At 37.6% G+C, this 23,161-nt stretch carries 18 protein-coding genes and 4 tRNA genes; 17 read left to right on the top strand and 5 right to left on the bottom strand.

Going from position 1 to position 23,161, the window contains the following annotated elements; genetic code table 11:
• The first annotated feature begins 6 nt into the window (after positions 1-6).
• The 3 genes from AC27H3_RS05895 (at position 7) to purF (ending at position 2,743) form a co-directional block, all read left to right on the top strand.
• On the top strand, positions 7-639 hold the full coding sequence (locus AC27H3_RS05895; protein WP_487104527.1) for an SPOR domain-containing protein: 633 nt from the start codon (positions 7-9) through the stop codon (positions 637-639).
• Positions 640-710: 71 nt separating this feature from the next.
• Positions 711-1,193, top strand: a complete 483-nt coding sequence (locus AC27H3_RS05900; RefSeq protein WP_085301982.1) for a CvpA family protein — start codon at positions 711-713, stop codon at positions 1,191-1,193.
• 32 nt (positions 1,194-1,225) lie between these two features.
• A complete protein-coding gene (purF, locus tag AC27H3_RS05905) occupies positions 1,226-2,743 on the top strand; it encodes an amidophosphoribosyltransferase (RefSeq protein ID WP_085301984.1) in 1,518 nt (505 codons plus the stop codon).
• A 91-nt stretch (positions 2,744-2,834) separates the two neighbouring features.
• Here purF and AC27H3_RS05910 read toward each other — a convergent pair whose 3' ends face one another.
• Positions 2,835-3,434: a Yip1 family protein gene (locus AC27H3_RS05910; protein WP_487104530.1), complete on the bottom strand. Its 600-nt coding sequence runs from the start codon at positions 3,432-3,434 to the stop codon at positions 2,835-2,837.
• A gap of 213 nt (positions 3,435-3,647) precedes the next feature.
• Positions 3,648-3,926, bottom strand: coding sequence for a hypothetical protein (locus AC27H3_RS05915; protein ID WP_085301988.1), 279 nt, complete (start codon positions 3,924-3,926; stop codon positions 3,648-3,650).
• Between the two features lie 303 nt (positions 3,927-4,229).
• Here AC27H3_RS05915 and miaE point away from each other — a divergent pair, with 303 nt between their 5' ends.
• From miaE to AC27H3_RS05930, 3 genes are all read left to right on the top strand, one after another.
• Positions 4,230-5,012 carry a tRNA isopentenyl-2-thiomethyl-A-37 hydroxylase MiaE gene (gene miaE, locus AC27H3_RS05920; RefSeq protein WP_487104532.1) on the top strand — a complete coding sequence of 261 codons (783 nt, stop codon included), beginning with the start codon at positions 4,230-4,232 and terminating at the stop codon, positions 5,010-5,012.
• A gap of 179 nt (positions 5,013-5,191) precedes the next feature.
• Positions 5,192-7,399, top strand: coding sequence for a TonB-dependent receptor (locus AC27H3_RS05925; protein WP_487104534.1), 2,208 nt, complete (start codon positions 5,192-5,194; stop codon positions 7,397-7,399).
• 278 nt (positions 7,400-7,677) lie between these two features.
• Complete coding sequence (locus AC27H3_RS05930; protein ID WP_487104536.1) at positions 7,678-9,555, top strand: DUF885 domain-containing protein; 1,878 nt, start codon at positions 7,678-7,680, stop codon at positions 9,553-9,555.
• Between the two features lie 102 nt (positions 9,556-9,657).
• Here AC27H3_RS05930 and lpxH read toward each other — a convergent pair whose 3' ends face one another.
• Both lpxH and AC27H3_RS05940 read right to left on the bottom strand, forming a co-directional pair.
• The gene (gene lpxH, locus AC27H3_RS05935) at positions 9,658-10,425 is read right to left on the bottom strand and encodes a UDP-2,3-diacylglucosamine diphosphatase (RefSeq protein ID WP_487104537.1); all 768 of its coding nucleotides are present in this window, start codon (positions 10,423-10,425) and stop codon (positions 9,658-9,660) included.
• A 23-nt stretch (positions 10,426-10,448) separates the two neighbouring features.
• Positions 10,449-10,940 (bottom strand): peptidylprolyl isomerase, encoded by a 492-nt coding sequence (locus tag AC27H3_RS05940; RefSeq protein ID WP_085302378.1) that lies wholly within the window; start codon positions 10,938-10,940, stop codon positions 10,449-10,451.
• A gap of 224 nt (positions 10,941-11,164) precedes the next feature.
• Between AC27H3_RS05940 and cysS the strand changes: the two genes are divergently transcribed.
• On the top strand, positions 11,165-12,547 hold the full coding sequence (cysS, locus tag AC27H3_RS05945; protein ID WP_487104540.1) for a cysteine--tRNA ligase: 1,383 nt from the start codon (positions 11,165-11,167) through the stop codon (positions 12,545-12,547).
• A 178-nt stretch (positions 12,548-12,725) separates the two neighbouring features.
• On the opposite strand, the gene folD is transcribed toward cysS, so the two are convergent.
• Entirely contained in the window at positions 12,726-13,580 is an 855-nt protein-coding gene (gene folD / locus AC27H3_RS05950) for a bifunctional methylenetetrahydrofolate dehydrogenase/methenyltetrahydrofolate cyclohydrolase FolD (protein ID WP_487104542.1), read from the bottom strand.
• 276 nt (positions 13,581-13,856) lie between these two features.
• Between folD and AC27H3_RS05955 the strand changes: the two genes are divergently transcribed.
• From AC27H3_RS05955 to ccmI, 10 genes are all read left to right on the top strand, one after another.
• A tRNA-Pro gene (locus AC27H3_RS05955) sits at positions 13,857-13,933 on the top strand.
• Between the two features lie 180 nt (positions 13,934-14,113).
• Positions 14,114-14,190 (top strand) — tRNA-Arg (locus AC27H3_RS05960).
• A 7-nt stretch (positions 14,191-14,197) separates the two neighbouring features.
• Positions 14,198-14,273 (top strand) — tRNA-His (locus AC27H3_RS05965).
• A gap of 39 nt (positions 14,274-14,312) precedes the next feature.
• Positions 14,313-14,389 (top strand) — tRNA-Pro (locus AC27H3_RS05970).
• Positions 14,390-14,780: 391 nt separating this feature from the next.
• Complete coding sequence (tig, locus tag AC27H3_RS05975) at positions 14,781-16,088, top strand: trigger factor (protein WP_085302041.1); 1,308 nt, start codon at positions 14,781-14,783, stop codon at positions 16,086-16,088.
• 128 nt (positions 16,089-16,216) lie between these two features.
• Positions 16,217-16,816: an ATP-dependent Clp endopeptidase proteolytic subunit ClpP gene (gene clpP / locus AC27H3_RS05980; protein WP_085302379.1), complete on the top strand. Its 600-nt coding sequence runs from the start codon at positions 16,217-16,219 to the stop codon at positions 16,814-16,816.
• A 93-nt stretch (positions 16,817-16,909) separates the two neighbouring features.
• Positions 16,910-18,187, top strand: a complete 1,278-nt coding sequence (gene clpX / locus AC27H3_RS05985; protein ID WP_085302042.1) for an ATP-dependent protease ATP-binding subunit ClpX — start codon at positions 16,910-16,912, stop codon at positions 18,185-18,187.
• A 151-nt stretch (positions 18,188-18,338) separates the two neighbouring features.
• On the top strand, positions 18,339-20,687 hold the full coding sequence (gene lon, locus AC27H3_RS05990) for an endopeptidase La (protein ID WP_487104545.1): 2,349 nt from the start codon (positions 18,339-18,341) through the stop codon (positions 20,685-20,687).
• Between the two features lie 286 nt (positions 20,688-20,973).
• On the top strand, positions 20,974-21,249 hold the full coding sequence (hupB, locus tag AC27H3_RS05995; RefSeq protein ID WP_085302046.1) for a nucleoid-associated protein HU-beta: 276 nt from the start codon (positions 20,974-20,976) through the stop codon (positions 21,247-21,249).
• A gap of 554 nt (positions 21,250-21,803) precedes the next feature.
• On the top strand, positions 21,804-23,063 hold the full coding sequence (gene ccmI / locus AC27H3_RS06000; protein ID WP_487104547.1) for a c-type cytochrome biogenesis protein CcmI: 1,260 nt from the start codon (positions 21,804-21,806) through the stop codon (positions 23,061-23,063).
• The last annotated feature ends 98 nt before the right edge of the window (positions 23,064-23,161 follow it).

Below are 23,161 nucleotides of genomic sequence, written 5' to 3' on the forward strand. Positions count from 1 at the left end.
TTTAATTTGTCTACACCATTTCAAAATCGTTTAGTTGGTACTATTATTGTCGCGGCTATCGCTATTATATTTTTACCTGATGTACTTGATGGCGACAAAAAAACATATCAAGATAACTTTGAGGCGATTCCAACTGCGCCAGAAGTAAGCTTTCCTCAAACAGACAACAGTTTTCCTGAGCATAAACTTACCAGTTTGCCCACCGAAGAGACATCGGAAGAATTAGCACTTGATGATCAAAATGTTATAGATGCTGACAAATTACTGAAAGAAAAAGACGTAACTGTTAGGACATTAGCGAAAGAAACAGATTTCTCAACAGATAAAGCAGACTCAGTCGCGAAAAAAAGCATTGATGCAGCGAAAAAAAATACCCCTGCTAAAGCGATAGTAGAGCAAGCTTGGGTTATTCAATTAGGCAGCTTTCGCCACCAAAATAATGTTGATGAGTTGGTCAACAAACTTAAGAAAGAAGGCTACACTACCTTTACTAAGCCAATAAAAACAAAATCAGGGAAGTTGACCAAAGTTTTTATTGGACCTGAATTGATAAAATCTTCGTTAGAAGAAAAGCTCCCTGCATTGAAAAAGCTTACAAATGTGCAAGGAAAAGTTGCCCGATTCTATCCAGCTAAATAATAAAATCATTAGCAAATCTTAGGCGGATTCTGGTAGAATGCGCGCCACTAATCAATGAGAATATTCGATTTATGGTTTGGATAGATTATGCCATTTTGGCTGTTATTGGCATTTCAGCTTTAATTAGTTTAGTACGTGGCTTTGTTAAAGAAGCGGTGTCCTTAATTGTTTGGATCAGTGCCTTTTTTGTCGCGAGTACTTTCTACCTCAACTTGTCGACATTACTTACCAATATTTCTGATCAGCTGCTGCGAAATGCAGCATCAATTGCTATTTTATTTATTTCTACGTTAATCCTAGGCGCACTTGTCAACTATGTTATTGGTCAGCTGGTCAGTAAAACTGGTTTGTCTGGGACAGACAGAGTTCTAGGTATCGTTTTTGGTGCGCTACGAGGCGTACTTATCATTGCTGCTGTTTTATTTTTTATGGACGCATTTACACCTGCATCCTCATCTTCTTGGTGGCAAAACTCTCAGTTGGTTCCAGAATTTACATTAATTGTTGAATGGTTTTTTGAGTATCTCAAACAATCTTCAAGCTTTTTAGCTTAGTATTTAAACTTAGTTCGTCGGAGAATAAGTGCATGTGTGGTATTGTTGGTATTGTTGGTAAATCCCCCGTAGGTCAAGCATTATATGATGGTTTAACGGTTTTACAGCATCGTGGACAAGACGCTGCCGGAATCGTGACTATTCACGAAAACACCTTTAGATTGCGTAAAGGTAACGGTTTAGTTAAAGATGTTTTTCATACTCGTCATATGTTGCGTCTACAAGGTGATATGGGTATTGGACATATTCGTTACCCAACGGCTGGTACTTCTAGTTCGTCTGAAGCTCAACCTTTTTATGCGAACTCTCCTTTTGGTATTTCCCTCGCGCACAACGGTAATTTAACCAATGCTGACGAGCTTAAGTCATGGTTAAATACCGAAGCTCGTCGTCATGTTAACACCACTTCAGACTCTGAATTATTGCTTAATATTTTAGGTCATGAATTACAAAATTCCGAACAGCATAAATTAGATCCAAGTGATATTTTTACTGCTATTAGCAATGTGCATAAGCGTGTTCGCGGTGCTTATGCAACAGTAGCTTTGATTATCGGCTATGGCATGGTCGCATTTCGTGATCCTAACGGTATTCGTCCTCTGGTATTTGGTAAGCGTGAAACTAAATCGGGCGTTGAGTATATGGTAGCGTCTGAATCTGTTGCTCTAGATGCTAACGAATTTGAATTTGTACGTGACGTTGCGCCAGGAGAGGCTATTTTCTTTACTGAATCAGGCCAGATTCATAGCCAACAATGTGCTGAAAATCCTTCATTTCATCCCTGTATTTTTGAATATGTTTACTTTGCTCGTCCAGACTCTTCTATTGATAAGATTTCTGTTTACGGATCTCGTGTTGATATGGGTAAAAAACTTGGCGATAAAATTGCTAAAGAATGGGACGATATTGATATAGATGTTGTGATCCCAATTCCAGAAACATCGTGTGATACCGCATTAGAAATTGCTCGTCACCTTAATATTCCATATCGCCAAGGTTTTGTTAAAAACCGTTATATTGGTCGTACGTTTATTATGCCAGGACAAGAACAACGTAAGAAGTCAGTTCGCCGTAAACTAAATGCCATTGGCACAGAGTTTATGGGGAAGAATGTTTTACTTGTAGATGACTCTATTGTGCGTGGTACAACATCTGGACAGATAATCGAAATGGCTAGAGCCGCTGGCGCTAAAAAAGTATACTTTGCCTCAGCAGCGCCAGAAATTCGTTTTCCAAATGTTTATGGTATCGATATGCCAAGTGCCAACGAATTAATTGCCCATGGTCGTGAACTTGACGATATATGTGAAATTATCGGTGCCGACAAATTAATATTCCAAACATTAGAAGATTTAGTGTCAGCTGTTTCAACGTCTAACCCAGACATTACAGAGTTTGAAACGTCAGTCTTTAATGGTGAGTATGTTACAAATGACATAAATCAAGGCTATTTAGATAGACTAGATGCATTGCGTAATAACACCACAAAAGAAACTTCAGACAAAAATGCAGACTCAATTATTGATATGCATAATGAAGGCTCTGAATAGCTTTTATACGAAATTTATGTATAAAAATTAGAGTAATAAAAAACCGCTTAATGAAGCGGTTTTTTTATCACTATTTATATTGTTTAATAATTTAACTGATGTATTCAACACCTAAGCCAGAGTTAAATACGATAGCACTAGCTGCCATTAAAGTAACAATTAAGACTAAACCACAAGTTACGACCGAGCTTGAGTAAATAAAACCTTTTTCTTCAGGTATATTCATCATAATAGGTACGCCTGAATAAAGCAGATAAACTGAATAACATAATGCTGCTAAGCCTGCAATTACCACAAACCAAAGTACCGGAAATAATGCAGTTAACCCCGCCATTAATAGAGGTGTTGCTGTATAAGCGGCTAATTCTAACGATTGAGTAAAGTCAGGCTTAGAGTCAAAAGTTTTTGCCATCCATTGAATTAAAACTGCTAAAGAAAGCACACCTAAAATTAAGCCAAAGTACATGGCTACTGCCATGAATAATGCGTGTGACTCAGTAAGCTTAATTGGATCACCTGCACCAATTGACCAACCTATATGGGCTGCTGCATAGTAACCACAAATAGCTGGAATTAATGCAATAGTCAGTATGTGCACCATTGAGTAAGTTAAACTTTCATGACGCTTCTCAATTGTTTGCCATTCTTTTTTAGGTGCAGTGTAAAGCCCCCAGATATGATTTAAGATCATGTTAAATACCTCTCTCTGTCCCCAAAAATAATGCAGATATAAGTAAAATTCTGCGACCCTACATAGTCATCAACGTTGTTTTTGTTTTTGTCGATATACTATTTATGTAAGAAGGCGAGGGATTCGTCAAGGATTGTTTGATATTTCAGCGTAAAAAGATATTTTTTAGCCATCTATCAGTCTGATTAGGTGTAAATTTGATGAAAATATAGTTTAGGAGACTTTAATGCGAACGATTTTCATCACTTCTAATTCAAAACCTGCAACCATTTCAACCGTCGGGTAATAGGTTATGTTGACTTGCTGATTTTGCAGTGACTTATAAAGTTTTTTTCTACGATACTTAAAAGGTACGTCAATGCCCTTAAGCATAATGGTATTTAGGTACCATTCATCGACTTCACGTTGCACGTGTGAAAGTACGGTTTGGTGTTCACTATGGGTTAAGTCTTTATGTTTATCTGTTAGTGATTTTGCTTCCGTTTTTTTCATTGCTAGGCCACTGTGTCTTAATAAAAAGCTTCAACAAAAGTTTTGATAACAAAGGTTAAAGACAATTTAATGTAACTGGATTATCAATATCATAACAAATTGCTCAACTTTATTCATTTAATTGGCGAGTTTAAAGCTGAGTATCAACAACGTGGTTATAAGCTCATGAAATAATTACTGCATAACAAAATGTAGTAATCAGTATATGGCCTTACTAACGTAAAAACCGATAAAGTAATTGTTTTACTGGCAACTCAAGCGCTAGGCTTTTAAAATAGAGAAAATTAATTAATAGCTTTTTCTATGCCTTATTCCAAATTACTCGCCCCGATCAACAACTTTCTGAAAGTGCCTACACCGGCCTCGTGGCTTGAAGAAGCTAAAGCTGAAAAAAACTTACCTGTGCTTTTAATTGATCATCTTATTTGTGAGCTAAAGGCCGCGCAATCAGCGATGTTTATGATCCGAAAATATGCCGTTGATAAAGCGGGTAGTGATGCATTGTTAGCATGGTTACAACCTTTTGAAGCCTTTATATATAAACGAGAAGGCGACTGGCGGTTATTAGCGGCGAAAAATAAACTAACTAAATCAGTAGTGCCTAAACCCAACTCACCCTATGGACAAGATTTAATTGATAAAATGGTATTGTTGATCAAAGAAGAGCTTCATCATTTTTATCAAGTGCTAGAAGTAATGGATGAATATAGTGTTGAGTATCGAAGTATTACGCCTTGTCGTTATGCAAAAGGGATGTTGACTCATGTTAAAACCTTCGAGCCTGATGCTCTAATAGATAAGCTGATTGTCGGTGCTTTTATCGAAGCAAGATCATGCGAACGATTTGCAATGCTAGCACCCCATTTAGATAAACGCTTGGCTGACTTTTATTTGTCATTATTAAGGTCTGAAGCTCGACATTATCAAGACTATTTAACCTTGGCGAAAGAAATTGCAGGTCCAGATCAAAGTGATAAAGTAGAGAGTCGCATTGCTTATTTTGCAGATATTGAAGCCAGCTTAATTACAAGTGAAGACTCAGATTTTAAATTCCACAGCGGCGTGCCTAAAATTCGTATGAACTAGTCTAAAGTTAATCTAGATTATACTTAAGCTAATGATTCCACTATAATAACAAGAATTTGTTAAATAATGTACGTTTGGTGGATTTTTAAACCACTTTATGAATGCACTAAGTGTGCGTACATAAATGTACAGATAAAAAATTAAAAATTACAAAAGAAAATCACCACTGGAGAACAACCTTGAATAATAACCAAAATAAAAATGCTAATACGCGTATATTTTCTCGCTACAATCTAATAACTGCAGCCGTTTCACTAGCAATTGCGACACCTTTATATGCAAATGAACAAGCTACAGAGACAAAAGTAGAGAGTAAAATTGAAAGTATTACCGTAACGGCAACAAAACGTTCACAGGTGATTTATGAAGTACCCGTTGCAATTAGTGCTTTTAGTGGTGAAGCACTAAGCAAACAAGGGATTTCAGATTTAACCGATGTTGGTAAATTTGTACCAAACCTAAATGTTACAGGCTTTTCAGCCGGACATACTTCTTCAGCTAACCCTTTTATTCGTGGTATTGGTTTACAAGATCATTTGATAACCACAGATCCTGGTGTTAGCGTTTATGTAGATGGTGTTTATCTAGGCAGACAAGTTGGCCAAAACTGGAACCTAAATAACATTGAAAGAATTGAGGTTTTACGTGGTCCACAAGGTACGCTATATGGCCGAAACTCTATCGGTGGTGCCATAAATATTATAACTAAAGAGCCTGATGCTGAAGCAGTAACAAAACTGGGTTTAGATGTAGGTACGCGTGGTAGATTGAAAGCTGATGCGTTTATCAATAGAGCAATTAGCGATACTGTTTCATTCAATTTAAATGCCGGTTATAACCATCGTGATGGTTTAGGTACTTTCATTAACTTGCCTAATGCAGAATACGATGTTGGTGAAACTAAAGAATTGTATGGCCGTTTATCGGTAAAGTACGAGCCAAATGAAGATTTTAACGTTGTACTTACTGCAGATATTAATGATGGTGAAGGGGGGTTAAGACCTTACACGACGTTAATTGATGAAATACCAACGGGTGCATATTATACCGGTGAGCGTTTTGGTTCTCCAACGCCTTCAGGCCCACTAAGAAATTCTGATGTAGCCGCCAACCCATACAATAATGCTACCGGCACTGAAGAAATTTCAACGGTAAGTAACAGTGCTAATGGTGTCTCTATCACTGCTGATTACAACTTGTCAGATACTTATTCAACTAAACTTGTTGTAAGTCACCGTACCTCAGAATATAAAGCAGGCTTGGATGATGACAGCACAATTTTCGCTTTAGATCATTACCCAGAAGAAGGTGATGCAGATCAAACTTCGGTAGAATTGCAATTAAACGGTTATTTCGACGAGTTTGACTTTGTTTCTGGTCTTTATTGGTTTAACGAAACGGGGAGTAACTACCAAGGTGAAGATTCAAGTTTCAATGGCGGCTCTAATTTATTAGCCCTTGATCAAGAAACCACTAGTCGCGCGGTATTTATAAACGTGGGTTATGATGTTTCTGATGAACTAAGAGTTTCAGGCGGCTTACGTTATACCAAAGATAAAAAATCAGCTACCGCAAATGTTGGTATTGGCCCTTTTTCAGCGCATGATGCTTGGAACGAACTAAGTTACGATTTATCGGTAAGCTACAGACTTGAAAATGACCTTAACGTTTACGCGAGTATTCAAAATGGTTATCAGTCAGGTCAATTCCCAGCACGCCCATATTGTTTGTTTGGCGACCCTACCTGTTTTGTTGCCTCTGAAAATATTACCGCGGTTAACTACGAAGTTGGCTTAAAAGGTATGGTTACTGACGAGTTTAGTATGAGTATCGCTGTATTTAATACTAATTATGATGATTTACCATATCAAGTAAGTACAACTTCTGAAGCCGGATTCGACACCAGTAACTTAGTAGTTAAGCAAACATCGCGTGGTATTGAATGGGAAAGTACCGCTTATTTCACTGAAAACTTTAAACTTCATACTAGCTTAGGTTACATAGATGTTGATGTTGATGAGCAAGATGGCGTAAAACCTGTTGCACCACTAACACCAAAAATTACGGCTTCAATTAGCCCTATGTATGACTTTACTTTGGAAAGTGGCGCGAGTATATCAACAAGAATTGACTATTCATTCCGTGATAAAATGTACGGCGAACCAAGCTCTGATCCTGGTCGTTTAACTGAAATTGAAAGTCGTGCATTAGTTAATTTTAATATTAACTTTACACCTGCTGAAGGTGATTGGAGCGTAGCTTTATATGGACATAACATTTTTGACAAACGTTATGACAATGCACGTTTAAATACTGGTGATTATATATTACAAATTATGAGCAACGACGCGAGTGAATTTGGCTTGAGATTTAAAACAGCTTTTTAAAAATCTTATATATGAACTATAAGTATGATTATTAAACGTTAAAAAACAGCAAATGATCTACATTACTAGCCCAACGAGCGTAATTCGTTGGGCTTTTTTTAAGTTTTAAAAGTAGTGAGTTACTGGTAATCAAAAATTCTACTCCTAGATCTTGAACGCTAAATTCTACAATAATATAAGTACTTAACTAGATTAGGTTTTATTTCATATTATAACTCGATAATATACAAACACGCTTTTCTATAACACTGAATTTTAAATAACAAGGAGAATAACTAATGCGCAATATGATTGCATTGGTAGGTGCTGTAGCATGCTTATCTGCCTGCCAGCCAAATAGTTCAACACAAACCACTCAAGAACCCTCTAAAATCGAGACTACTCAAAGTGTTACACAGAATAAATTAAGTGAATCTGCAAGGCTTAATCAGTGGTTTGCTACTAAGTATGAAGAGCAACTACAAAGTAGCCCAATAATGCTGACATTTTTGGGACGTAAAGAGAAATACGACCAAATTAATGATATGTCAGTAGCGTTCGAGAAAAAACAGTTAGCTTGGCAAGCGGCAAGCGTTGGAGAGCTTAAGTCGAATTTCGATTATAACAAGCTGACAGCTGAAGCTAAAATATCTTACGACATTTGGGTTTATCAGAATACGCAAGCTCAAGCTGGACAAGAATTCACTATTAACGGCTATATTTTTACACAATTTAATGGTATTCAATCATTTGCTGCAGAGTTTCTAATTAACTTTCATCGTGTAGATGACTTTAGCGATATGCAAGCTTATATCAAGCGAATTAAAGGTGTTAGTGTTGCTATTGATCAATTATTGGTAAGAGCTCAAGAAAATGCTGCAGCCGGCACTCGACCGCCTAAATTTGCCTACGAAGGTGTTATAGAACAATCAAAAAACTTGATCACAGGTGTACCATTCTCAAATGTTGAAGGAGCGAGTGCATCACCCCTTTGGCAAGACGTGCAGCGAAAAGTATCAGCCTTAGTTGATGCTGACAAAATAACAGCAGAGCAAGCGTTATCATTAAAAAATGATGCAAAAGCACAACTCGAAAATTATTTCTTACCTAGCTACCAAGCATTAATTACCTGGTTTGAAAAAGATATAGTAAATACAGCGAGTAATCCTACAGGTGTTTCAACACAAAAAAATGGTCAAGCGTTTTATGACTATATGATAGGCGTATCTACAACAACTGAGTTGTCTGCTAATGCTATCCACGATATTGGTCTTAAAGAAGTCGATCGCATTACTCAAGAAATGATCGCCATTAAAAATCGTGTGGGTTTCGAAGGTGATTTATCCGCATTTTTTAATTTTATTAAAACCGATGAACAATTCTTTTACCCTAATACGGATGCGGGGCGCCAGGGTTATATTACTGACACCGAAACGTATTTAGACTTTATCAACGAAAAATTACCAGAATATTTCGGTATTTTACCCAAAGCAACATTAACCGTTAAGCGGGTTGAAGCATTCAGAGAGCAAGATGGCGCAGCACAACATTATAGTCCTGGCACAGCAGACGGAAGTCGTTCAGGGGTTTATTACGCTCATCTTTCAGATATGACGGCCATGCCGAAAAATGAAATGGAAGGCGTTGCTTATCACGAAGGTAACCCAGGTCATCATATGCAAATCTCGATTGCTCAGGAGCTAACTTCAATACCACAATTTCGTACGCAAGCTAATTTTACGGCATACAGCGAAGGTTGGGGCTTATATGCTGAATTGCTAGCAAAAGAAATGGGCGCATATCAAGATGACTTTTCTGATTTTGGCCGCTTGGTTAACGAAATGTGGCGTGCAGTTCGTTTAGTGGTAGACACCGGATTACACACAAAAAGTTGGACTGAAGAGCAAGCAATTGCTTACTTTAAAGAGAAAACACCCATTGCTGAAGAAGCCATTGTTTCTGAAGTGCGTCGATACTTAGTATTACCGGGCCAAGCTACCTCTTATAAAATTGGTATGTTAAAAATAATAGCGTTACGTGAAAATGCGAAGCAAAAGCTTGGCGAACGTTTCGATATTCGAGGTTTTCACGATACTGTACTAGGTGGCGGTGCTATGCCATTAGCTATATTAGAGCGTAGAGTAAATGACTGGGTTAATAGTCAAATGTCTAAGTAGCTAGACAAAACGCTTAAGTGTTTAACTTGAAGAGAGCCCAAGATGAATGTCTGGGCTTTTTTGTTTTAAGTCATAACAAAATAGAGTTTATACCAATTGGTATTATTTAGTTATTTCAAATGGTTTATCTAATAACTCCATTGATTCAGGCGTTACTTTTAACCAAGCACCTTGTTCGTACCAATCGCCGAGTACAATTCTCTGGGCATGCTGATTATTAGCTATTACATCATGCACCGCAGGTCTGTGGGTATGACCATGAATTAAAGTTTGACTTTGATATTGCTCTAAACAAAGAATAACTTCACTTTCAGTAACATCCATAATATCTTGCGACTTCATTGCCGTAGCAGAAGCGCTTTGTTCACGATAATTATCTGCAATTTTTCGTCGAACAAACAAAGGTAAGCTTTTTATCATGGCTTGCCACCACCAACTTCGAGACTTTTTACGGAAAGCTTGATAGCCAGTATCACGTGTACAAAGGGTATCGCCATGCATTATAACGACAGGGGAGCCATATAAATCAATCAATGTTACTTCAGGCAACAACGTCATATTAGCTTGTTTAGCAAAGCGCTTACCTAATAAAAAGTCGCGATTTCCATGAATAAAATAAATTTCACAGCCAAGCGCTGATAACGCTTTTATCGCTTGAGCAATTTGTAAAATAAAAGAGCTGTCATCATCGTCACCTATCCAATATTCGAATAAGTCACCTAAAATATATAATACTTGCGCTTTTGGGGCTTCATTTTTCAAAAAAGACAAAAAACAGGCCGTAATATCGGGCCTGTTTTGTGCGAGATGTAAATCAGCAATAAAATATGTTACCGCTGATTTATCATGTAAATGAGAAGTCTCACTCATACTTTTTACGCATTAACCGAGCGTTAAGCTACGATTGTTTCTTCAATAAGAATTTCTTCTTTTGGTACATCGTCATGAAAACCCATACGACCAGTATCAACTAAAGTCATTTTATCAACGATGTCCATGCCTTCAACAACTTTACCAAATACACAGTAACCCCAGCCTTGAACGTCTTCGCTTTTGAAGTTTAGGAAGTCGTTATCAGCTAAGTTAATAAAAAATTGTGCTGAAGCTGAGTGTGGCTCTTGTGTACGCGCCATAGCTAAAGTACCACGAGCATTGGCTAAACCATTGTTTGCTTCATTTTTAATAGACTCACGGCTATTTTTTTCGTCCATACCTGATGCAAAACCACCACCTTGTGCCATAAAACCTTTAATTACACGGTGAAAAATAGTGCCGTTATAAAAGCCATCTTCAGCATATTGTTGAAAGTTTTTTGCAGTAACAGGTGCGTTATCAAAATCTAATTCAATTTTAATGTCGCCTAAAGTTGTTTTAAATGTGATCATTTTTTTTACTCATAAATCTAAAGGAAATGTAATGAGGTAAATTGTAACTTAATAAAAGAAACATTTCTTGGCAAAATGTCTTGAAAATTAATCGCTAAATATTACAGCAAATACCGCCAAGCTAATGATTCATTGCAATACTTGGGGTACAATTGCGATAATTCCCACTCTGGGAGTAACAGAATTTAATCAAGTATTGATATCACATAGGAAAAACAGTCGTTATGTTGCAAGTTTATAATACCTTAAGCAGGAAAAAAGAAGTTTTTAAGCCGATCACTTCCAACAAGGTAGGTTTATACGTTTGCGGTATTACTATTTATGACCGTTGCCATATTGGCCACGCCAGAACCTATGTTGCCTTCGATATTATCGCTCGTTACTTTAAGTACTTAGGTTACGACTTAACGCATGTTCGTAATATAACTGACGTAGACGATAAAATAATTCAACGTGCAAAAGAAAATGGTGAAAGCTGTGAAGCGCTAACTTTGCGTATGACCGAGCAAATGTATCAAGACTTTGATGATCTTAATATTATGCGCCCAGATATTGCTCCAACAGTTACTGGGCATATGAATGAAATTATCGCTTTGGTTGAACGTTTAATCGAACGTAAGCATGCTTATGTTGCCAGCAATGGTGATGTTATGTTTGAAGTTAGCACTTACAAAGATTATGGCAAATTAAGTTTGCAAAATTTGGATATGTTGCAGGCTGGATCTCGCGTAGATGTTGATGAGGCTAAACGTAGCCCGTTAGACTTTGTACTTTGGAAAATGGCTAAGCCTGATGAACCTAGCTGGGAATCACCTTGGGGTAAAGGTCGTCCAGGCTGGCATATTGAATGTTCAGCGATGAACTTAAAGCATTTAGGTGAGCATTTTGATATTCATGGCGGCGGCTCAGACTTACAGTTTCCTCACCATGAAAATGAAATTGCGCAATCTTGCTGTGCACACGACACACCTTATGTTAATTATTGGATGCATGGCGGTATGGTGCAAATTAACAAAGAGAAAATGTCTAAGTCTTTAAATAACTTTTTTACCTTACGCAGCGTGCTTGATGAATACGACGCTGAAAGCGTTAGGTTCTTTTTAACTTCTAGCCATTACCGCAGCCAATTAAATTACTCGCAAGATAATTTAACCCAGGCTCGTGCCAGTTTAGAGCGAATTTATACGGCTTTGCGTGATCTAACGCCGGTGAAAGTAGAGCTAAAAGGTAATGAATACGTGCAACGCTTTGAGAAAGCGATGAATGATGATTTTAATTGCCCTGAAGCTATGCCGGTATTATTTGAGTTAGCGAAAGAAATTAATCGCATTAAAGCAACGGATAAAGCAGAAGCGTCTAAGCTTGCTTATATTTTAGTATCGCTTGGCGAAGTTTTAGGTGTTGCACAAAACTCACCAGAAGACTTCTTCCAAGGTGGTGAATCTGACAGCGATGAAGTGGCTGAAATTGAAGCATTAATAAAACAACGCAATGATGCTCGCACAAATAAAGATTGGGCAATGGCAGATGATGCCCGTGATAAATTAGCAGCATTAAATATTATTTTAGAAGATAGTGCCGGCGGTACAACCTGGCGCAAGGCATAATTTATTTGCCTTAATATTTGTTAGCTTGAACGACTAATCTGAATAGCTTAGTCGTATTAAGTTAGCACAATAAAATACGGTCTTAAAACTAAAAACAGCCTGCAATTGCAGGCTGTTTTGTTATTAGCTAAAGCTTCAATATTTAACTTTAAAGAAGCTTTTATGATGTCGCTATATGTTAGTGGTGAAATTCTTCACAAGCAATAAGGGTATTTTCAATTAAACTCGCAACTGTCATTGGACCTACACCACCCGGAACAGGAGTAATGTAAGCCGCGCTATCTTTAGCCTTTTCAAAACCTACGTCGCCAACTAATTTTCCGCTTTCTAAACGGTTAATGCCTACATCAATAACAATAGCGCCACTTTTAATCCATTCGCCAGGGATAAACTCAGGTTTACCAACAGCAACCACTAGCAGATCGGCATTTCGAATTTTAGCTTCTAAATTTTTTGTGAATCTATGCGTAGTGGTTACGGTGCAACCTGCGAGTAGTAGCTCAAGTGTCATTGGGCGACCAACAATATTAGATGCGCCTACAACAACAGCTTCTAATCCGTGTGGGTCTATTCCTGTTGAAGCAATTAAGGTCATGATGCCTTTAGGTGTACAAGGGCGCAGACCAGGTTGACGTAATGCCAACTTACCAACATTATTCGGGTGAAAGCCATCGACATCTTTTAATGGGTTAATATGCTCAATAATAAGATTTGCATCTAAACCAGCAGGTAAAGGTAACTGAACAAGAATGCCATCAATAGCATTATCGTTATTTAATTCATCGATTAGATTGAAAAGCTCGTCTTGGGTTGTGCTTGGTGGTAAGTCATACGAGCGAGAGACAAAGCCAACTTCTTCACAAGCTTTTCTTTTACTACCAACATAAACTTGGGATGCAGGATCTGAACCTACTAAAATTACCGCTAACCCTGGAGCGCGTAAGCCGTTTTCTATACGTTTTTGAACTTTATCTTTAACAGAATGGCGTAGTTGTTGAGCGATCAACTTACCGTCAATAAGAGCTGCAGTCATAATTCTTCACAATAGGCTAATAAACATCGCTATTTTCGCATACTAGCAAGACTATTTGTAGAAAATAAATGCATAGTTCGAAGAAATATTGGCTTTTTGAATAAATAGCGTTAGCAAAGGACGTTTTTTATTTTATTGCTCAATATTAGTGGTATTTTAACCAAGCTGCTGTAAAAGTGAGCGAACGCACATTTATTTAAAAAAAGTGTTTGACGCGCAACGGGCAACTAGGTAATATCCGCACCCGTTGAGAACGCAAGTGTTTTTAACAAATGTCGGTGATTAGCGCAGCTTGGTAGCGCACTTGGTTTGGGTCCAAGGGGTCGCAAGTTCGAATCTTGCATCACCGACCACTTTTTTTTAATTACTTTGTTTATTTTTAAATATAAGTTATATAAAAATAAGTAACTGGTTTAGATATTTAAGTTAAATCGCAAGATTAAATTTAATGTCAAAACTGTTTCTTACATTTTTTGTGAGAAAAGGATGAATTTTATATATAATGAAATTTGTTCTGCATCTGTAGGCAATGTGCGCCCTTAGCTCAGCTGGATAGAGCAACGCCCTTCTAAGGCGTGGGTCGTAGGTTCAAATCCTACAGGGCGTGCCATACAGTGGTGGCTATAGCTCAGTTGGTAGAGCCCCGGATTGTGATTCCGGTTGTCGAGGGTTCAAGTCCCTTTAGCCACCCCATCTTTCTGTATGCATTATAGAAGAAGTAAAAAAGTATATCGGTGATTAGCGCAGCTTGGTAGCGCACTTGGTTTGGGTCCAAGGGGTCGCAAGTTCGAATCTTGCATCACCGACCACTTCTTTTTTATATTTATCATCTTAGTTACACTTTAATTTCAGCCCAATAGGTACAACTTCGGGTTAACAAATAAATTATAAGTACAAGTTTTAAACCTCATCATTAACCTCTACTTATCAAATAAATATATTCATTCTAGCTTTTTAGTCATATTTATCATTTATATAGCATTAAATTTTGATTTATTTGCGTTCTAAGCTCGACTCTTGTTTAAAGCACCGCTATAATTTCGCGTCATTATTTTAATCTGAACATCTTTATTCGGGTTTTCCGGGCTCTGTTTACATAAGCTAAACAAGCTGAAAGCATAATTTTTTATTAAGTTGTGTTGACTATATTTAGATGCGTTATAGAAAGCGTGCATACGCTAAGTTTTTTGAGGTAATTAAATGCAAGTTTCAGTTGAGACTACACAAGGTTTGGAGCGTCGTTTAACGATTTCAGTTCCTGCCGAAACAGTAGATGTTGAAGTTAAAAACCGTCTTCGCCATATCGGTAAAACACAGCGTATAAATGGTTTCCGTCCAGGTAAAGTTCCTGCGTCAGTAATTCAAAAGCGTTACGGCCAGTCTGTTCGTCAAGAAGTTGCTGGTGAATTAATGCAACGTAACTTTGTTGATGCGATTGTAGCTGAGAAATTAAACCCAGCAGGTCGTCCATCGTTCGTAGCAAAAAGCAATGAAGATGGTAAAGCGTTAGAGTTTGAAGCAACATTTGAAGTTTACCCAGAAGTAGCTTTAAAAGATTTAGACAAAATAGCGGTAGAGCGTCCAGATGTTGACGTTACCGATGCTGATCTTGACGAAATGTTTGAAACGTTACAGAACCAACATAAAACGTGGAAAGAAAACAAACGTAAATCTAAGAAAGGCGATAAACTAACAATCGATTTCACAGGTCGTGTAGACGGTGAAGAGTTTGAAGGTGGCAAAGCTGAAGCTTTTGATCTTGAGCTAGGCGCAGGTCGTATGATCCCTGGTTTTGAGAAAGATATTATTGGCATGAAAGCTGGTGAAGAAAAAACCATTACTGTAACTTTCCCTGATGATTACCATGCTGAAAAGCTTAAAGGTAAAGATGCAGAGTTCGATATCGTTGTTCATAAAACTGAAGGCCCTGTATTGCCAGAAGTAGATGACGAATTTGCGAAACTTTTCGGTGTTGAAGAAGGTGGTGTTGCTGCACTTCGTGAAGAAGTAAGCAAAAACATGACGCGCGAACTTAACCAAGCGGTTAAAGCTAAAGTTAAAGAGCAAGTAATCGAAGGTTTACTTGAAGTTAGTGAATTAGAAATTCCTGCTGCGTTAATCGCACAAGAAGTTGATGTTTTGCGTAAGCAAGCAATGCAACGTTTTGCTGACCAAATGGATCCAAACAACTTACCTGAACTTCCTGCAGAAATGTTTGAAGAACAAGCAAAGAAACGTGTTAAAACGGGTTTATTGCTAGGTGAAGTAATCAAAGTTAACGAATTAAAAGTTGACGAAGCTAAAGTAACTGAGTTAATTGAATCAGCTGCATCAGCTTATGAAGACCCAGCTGAAGTTATTGAGTACTACAAAACTAACAAAGAACTTGCTCAACAAATGCAAAATGTTGCATTAGAAGAGCAAGCTGTTGAGTTTTTACTTGGTAGCGCTAAAGTTAAAAACAAAAAAGCCAGCTTCAAAGATATCATGAATCCTGAAGGTAAATAGACCTTTTAGATTGACATTTTGCTGAGCAATCGCTTAAATGGCTTGTATGGGGACATATGAGCCATTTTTTTATAAAAAAGGAAAGTTAGTTGTTTACTTCTCACAATAATTCTCACGATTTAACGAGCATGACCGAAAGTGCGTTAGTACCTATGGTTGTTGAGCAAACCGCCAAAGGCGAGCGCTCTTACGATATATATTCAAGACTATTAAAAGAGCGTGTTATTTTTCTTTGTGGTCAAGTTGAAGACCACATGGCGAACTTAATTGTTGCGCAAATGCTATTTTTAGAGTCAGAAAGCCCAGATAAAGATATTTATTTATATATCAATTCTCCAGGTGGTTCTGTAACTGCTGGTATGGCGATTTACGACACCATGAAATTCATCAAGCCAAACATTAGCACAGTATGTATTGGTCAAGCGGCAAGTATGGGCGCATTTTTGCTTTCAGGTGGTGAAAAAGGTAAACGTTACTGCTTACCTAATGCTCGCGTTATGATCCATCAACCTCTTGGTGGTTTCCAAGGTCAAGCGTCTGATTTTGAAATACATGCAAAAGAAATTTTATACATAAAAGGCAAGCTTAACCGTTTAATGGCTGAGCATACAGGCCAATCACTTGAGAAAGTATCAGGCGATACAGACCGTGATAACTTCTTAAGTGCAGAAAGTGCAGTTGAATATGGCTTAGTTGATGCCATATTAGAACAAAGAATCGATAAGTAACGGTCTTCTAAATTATCCGTGTTGTTATTTACACGATTTATGAAATACTGTTTAGTCATAGTTTGTAAAAAATTTTAATATTAGAGGTACCGTATGACCGATATGAAAACAGGTGACGGTGATGACGGTAAGCTACTTTATTGCTCGTTTTGTGGTAAAAGCCAGCATGAAGTACGTAAGTTAATTGCAGGTCCTTCTGTCTTTGTTTGTGATGAATGTGTTGAGTTATGTAACGACATTATTCGTGAAGAAATTAAAGAGATTGCGCCTAAGCAAGATAAAGAAAGCTTACCAACGCCAAAAGAAATTCGTGAAAGCCTTGATGATTATGTTATCGGGCAAGAGCACGCTAAAAAAGTACTCGCTGTAGCGGTTTATAATCATTATAAACGTTTACGTAATGGTGATTCACATAATGGTGTAGAGCTTAGCAAAAGTAATATTTTGTTAATTGGCCCAACGGGTAGTGGTAAAACATTATTAGCGCAAACTTTAGCGCGCTTACTTGATGTACCGTTTACTATGGCTGATGCTACAACATTAACCGAAGCCGGTTATGTGGGTGAAGATGTTGAAAACATTATTCAGAAGCTATTACAAAAATGTGACTACGACGTTGAGAAAGCACAGCGCGGTATAGTTTACATTGATGAAATTGATAAAATTTCACGTAAATCAGATAATCCGTCTATTACCCGTGATGTATCAGGTGAAGGTGTTCAGCAAGCGTTATTAAAGCTTATTGAAGGCACTATTGCTTCTGTTCCTCCGCAAGGTGGCCGTAAGCATCCACAACAAGAGTTTTTACAGGTTGATACCTCTAAAATCTTATTTATCTGTGGCGGTGCTTTTGCTGGCCTTGATAAAGTAGTTGAACAACGCTGTCATACCGGCACGGGAATTGGTTTTGGTGCTACAGTACGTGGCAAAGACCAAGAGAAATCGTTAACAGAACGTTTTCAAGATGTAGAGCCTGAAGATCTAGTTAAATATGGTTTAATCCCCGAGTTTATTGGACGCTTACCGGTAGTAGCTACATTAACTGAACTTGATGAAAGCGCACTGATCCAAATATTACAAGAGCCTAAAAATGCTTTAACTAAGCAATTTAAAGCACTCTTTGATATGGAGAATGTTGAGCTTGAGTTTAGAGAAGACGCTTTAACTGCAATAGCACATAAAGCCATGGTACGTAAAACAGGTGCTCGTGGTTTACGTTCTATCGTTGAAGGGGTTTTACTTGAAACCATGTATGAAATACCTTCAATGGACAATGCCACTAAGGTTGTTGTTGATGAAACCGTTATTAAAGGTGAGTCTAAGCCGATTATTATTTATGAAACGCAACAAGATAAAGCGTCTTCAGAATAACAGCTAAGCTATTTAATGATTAAAAGTGGCGTTATCCAGCATGGGTAACGCCACTTTTTTTTATTCATCAGTTGAAAGTATTTACAAACACCCCATATACAAATACATATCTTTAAAAATAACATCATATTATTTACCGAGAGAGTAACCAATGACTAAAGAGTTATCTGGCGTAGTTGAAATTCCCGTATTAGCCTTACGTGATGTCGTTGTCTATCCGCAAATGGTTATCCCATTGTTTGTTGGTCGCGAAAAATCTATCCGTTGTCTTGATATTGCTAATGAAAACGATAAGCAAATTTTCCTTGTAGCACAAAAAGATGCCGCAGTTGACGACCCAACACAAGACGATTTATATACAACCGGCACCATTGCTACCATTTTACAAATGCTTAAATTACCCGACGGTACGGTTAAAGTATTAGTTGAAGGTGTTCGTCGTGCTCAAATAACTGAGTATGTAGAAACCGCGGAATATTTTACAGCTAACGCTGATTTCCTCCATGTAGAAGGCGCTCCTGACGATAGTACTGAGGTGTTAATACGCTCGGCTATTTCTCAGTTCGAAGGCTACGTTAAGTTAAATAAGAAAATACCTCCTGAGGTATTAACTTCGGTATCGGGTATTGATGATGCTGAACAGCTAGCTGATACCATGGCTGCGCACATGCCGCTTAAGTTAGTTGATAAACAAAAAGTGTTAGAAATTACTCATGTTTCAGAGCGCCTTGAATTTTTAATGGCCTTAATGGAAGGTGAAATTGACTTATTGCAAGTCGAGAAAAAAATACGCACTCGTGTTAAAAAACAAATGGAAAAAAGCCAGCGCGAATATTATTTGAATGAGCAAATGAAAGCGATTCAAAAAGAGCTGGGTGATGATGAAGAGGGCTCGAACGAAGTTGAGCAAATAGAGAAGCAGATTGAAGCAGCTCAAATGCCTAAAGAAGCTAAAGAGAAAACCTTAACAGAATTAAAGAAATTGAAAATGATGTCGCCAATGTCTGCGGAAGCAACCGTTGTGCGAAGTTACATCGATTGGATGATCAGCGTACCTTGGAAAAAGCGCAGTAAATTAAAGCGTAACCTTAAATTAGCACAAGAAGTGTTAGACAAAGATCATTACGGGCTAGATAAAGTTAAAGAGCGAATACTAGAGTACTTGGCCGTTCAGCAACGTGTTAGTCAATTAAAAGGGCCAATATTGTGTTTAGTTGGACCTCCTGGTGTAGGTAAAACCTCGTTGGGCCAATCTATTGCTAAATCAACCGGACGTAAATATGTTCGTATGGCATTAGGTGGAGTTCGCGATGAAGCTGAAATTCGTGGTCACAGAAGAACCTACATTGGGTCTTTACCAGGAAAGCTAATTCAAAAAATTGCCAAGGTCGGTGTTAAAAATCCGTTATTTTTACTCGATGAAATAGATAAAATGGCTTCTGATATGCGTGGTGATCCAGCATCAGCATTACTAGAAGTGCTAGATCCAGAGCAAAATAGTAGCTTTAATGATCACTACTTAGAAGTAGATTACGATCTTTCTGACGTGATGTTTGTTGCTACGTCAAACAGTATGGATATTCCTGGGCCTTTACTTGACCGCATGGAAGTTATTCGTTTGTCGGGCTACACCGAAGATGAAAAACTTAATATCGCCAAAAATCATTTGTTAAATAAACAAATAGAGCGTAATGGTTTAAAGAATACTGAAATTGAAATTGAAGACAGTGCGATTATTGGCATTATTCGTTATTACACTCGAGAAGCAGGTGTTCGTGCGTTAGAGCGAGATATCTCTAAATTATGTCGTAAGGCGGTTAAATCTATACTTTTAGACAAGAAAGTTAAAAAAGTAACGATTAACCAAGACAATTTATCTGACTTCTTAGGTGTACAACGTTTTGACTATGGCAAAGCTGATGATGAAAACCGCGTAGGATTAGTTACTGGCCTTGCATGGACTCAAGTGGGTGGCGAGCTACTTACCATTGAAACCGCCTCTGTTCCAGGCAAAGGTAAGTTAAGTTATACCGGTTCGTTGGGTGATGTTATGCAAGAATCTATTCAAGCAGCCATGACCGTAGTTCGTAGCCGTACCGAAAAGTTACGTATTAATGACGACTTTTATGAAAAACGTGATATTCATGTGCATGTTCCTGAAGGGGCAACGCCAAAAGATGGTCCAAGTGCTGGTATTGGTATGTGTACAGCATTAGTTTCAAGCCTAACAGGTAATCCTGTAAAAGCTGATGTAGCAATGACAGGCGAAATAACTCTACGTGGTGAAGTTTTAGCCATTGGTGGTTTAAAAGAGAAGCTACTTGCCGCACATCGTGGTGGTATAAAAACGGTTATTATTCCAAAAGATAATGAGCGAGATTTGAAAGAAATACCTGACAATGTGAAGGCTGATTTAGCTATTCACCCTGTTAAATGGATAGACGAAGTGTTAAAAATTGCTTTAGAACATCCGGTTGAAAAGTGGCTGTTAGAAAAATAAATGGCTAAAAAACAGCTGTTTTTGTTAAAAAAGTTAAAAAATTAGCAAAAAAGTTGAAAAAAATGCAATTAACGCTTTTCAAACGCTGAAACTATGGTAAGTTAATGACGCTGATAACGCTAGAGCCCCCACGTATAGGGGGCATAGTAGAGATAAAAATAATTATCAATATTTTTAGTTTTCTTTAACTCGGTGCTTGATGTTCAAAAAGAAGCAAAATATAAGGCTTCTGCAGGACGCTAAACAAAGATAGCACTGAAAAATAACAATTGAAGGGGAATACACTGTGAATAAATCTCAACTTATCGAGAAAATTGCTGCTGGCGCTGACATTTCTAAAGCTGCGGCTGGTCGTGCATTAGATTCATTTATCGAAGCAGTTACAGAAGAATTAAAGGGCGGCGATCAAGTTGCTCTTGTAGGTTTTGGTACTTTTTCAGTACGCGACCGTGCAGCACGTACAGGCCGTAACCCACAAACTGGTGCGACTATTGAAATCGCAGCAGCTAAAATTCCATCTTTTAAAGCTGGTAAAGCACTTAAAGATGCATGTAATGGCTAATCACTAGCTTTGCTATTGATTGCTTATTAAGCCGCTTTTAAAGCGGCTTAATTGTATCTGCGTTATCACTTATTGCCTACGTGTGCGGATATCACCAACTAACTTACCTTCGAAAACTCTATACAGCACCAAGTAAAAGCTCTTTCATACTCGATTTAAATTAAGCAATAAAAACCAGTACACTTTTATTACAGTTTAAGTTAATTATTTATGATAATTTTTCCCTCATTTAATGCGTTAATATTTACAGATTATTTTTTAAAAATATTTAACATTACATAATGGTGATATTAAACTTTTACTGTTCAGACTAATGCTCAGGTTATTTTATTGCGCTTCTGCTTAAAGCTGAAGACTATGACCTTTATTACGATGAATATGCATTTTTCTCAGTCGGAATTGCTATTAATAATCGCTGATAATTGTTACTCTACGACGCGATTAAAAGTATGTATATACGTCTGTATATATTGACTTACGTTAATTATGGTTTCTACAAAGCTTATATCAAACGAAATAAACGATGGCTTTAACATAGGTATAAATTAAAAAATATGACTACATTCTGGCTGGCAATTTTATCATTGATAGTGATTGCATTACTTATTGTCTGGCGTATTTTTTCTTCATCTAAAGATACGCTTGGTGCAGAAAATATTAATATTCGTCAAGAAACCAACGTTACGCTTTATCACGAACACCTAGCACAACTCGAAACTGATTTAGCTGAAGGTAGTATCGAGCAAGATAGCTTTGTGCAACTAAAAGCAGAATTAGATAAAACACTATTACAAGATGCTAGCAGTTCTGAATCGATCAGAGATACGAAAGCTACAACATGGATTTGGCCACTAGGTATTGCAATAACTGTGGTGAGTTTTAGTTTTTTTAGTTATATGAAATTAGGTGCATACCCCTTATTAAACTCACCAACAACTAGTGCCATGAACGAGGCAAGCAATCAGCTAACACCTGAACAAATGATGGCTTTTCGTTTACAACAGCTCGAAAAAGTTGTGATTGACGAACCAGAAAATGCAGAAGCTTGGTTTAGCCTAGGTCAAGCATATATTTCTATTGGTGAATTTGACAATGCGATTGCCGCATTCGATAAAGTTATAGCACAAGTAGGTATACACGCCGAATTATTGGGCCCGAAAGCTCAAGCCATGTATTATAAAAACAATCAGCAAATTAATGCTGATATTCAGCAAGTTATTGACCAAGCATTAGCATTAGACGCATTAGATCCTGCGACCAATATTTTGTTAGGTATGAACAGTTTCAGTAATCGAGACTTTGCCAACGCCGTTAAGTACTGGGAAGTTGTATTAAATAGCGACAGACCCGGCATTAGCACTGACGCTTTAGCTGAGGCGGTTGCAGAAGCTAAAAATCAACTGCGTTTGAGTAATGAAGAACCTTCTGCTACTGAACTGAAGAAGAGCTCTGATCCAACTTTACCTCAGTTAACCGTTGAAGTTTCATTAGCGCAAAGCTTGCAAGAACAATTACAAAATGGTGATGATAAAGTCGTGTTTATTTATGCCATTGCCAGCAATGGTCCCCGTATGCCATTGGCAGCAGTGAAATTAAAAACCAGTGACTTACCTATTACTATCGTGCTTGATGATTCGCAAGCTATGACACCACAAATGCGCCTAAGTAGCGTAAATAAAGTTAACATCTATGCGGTGGTTTCTATGCAAGGCAGTGTTGGTATTAAGCCAGGCGACTTTAAAGCTGAAGTATTGAAAGTAGACACCATGAAAAAATCTCCAATAGCCATGGAAATATCAATACAAGTTCCATAACAAAATTTGTAAAGTTTGGTGGTGAGGTTATCGATGAACTTTACCGCCATTTATAGCTAAGTATGAGTTGATTAGGCGCTAGTTTTCACTAGTCATAA

The sequence above is a fragment of the Colwellia sp. NW0002-52-1 genome, from assembly GCF_057550865.1.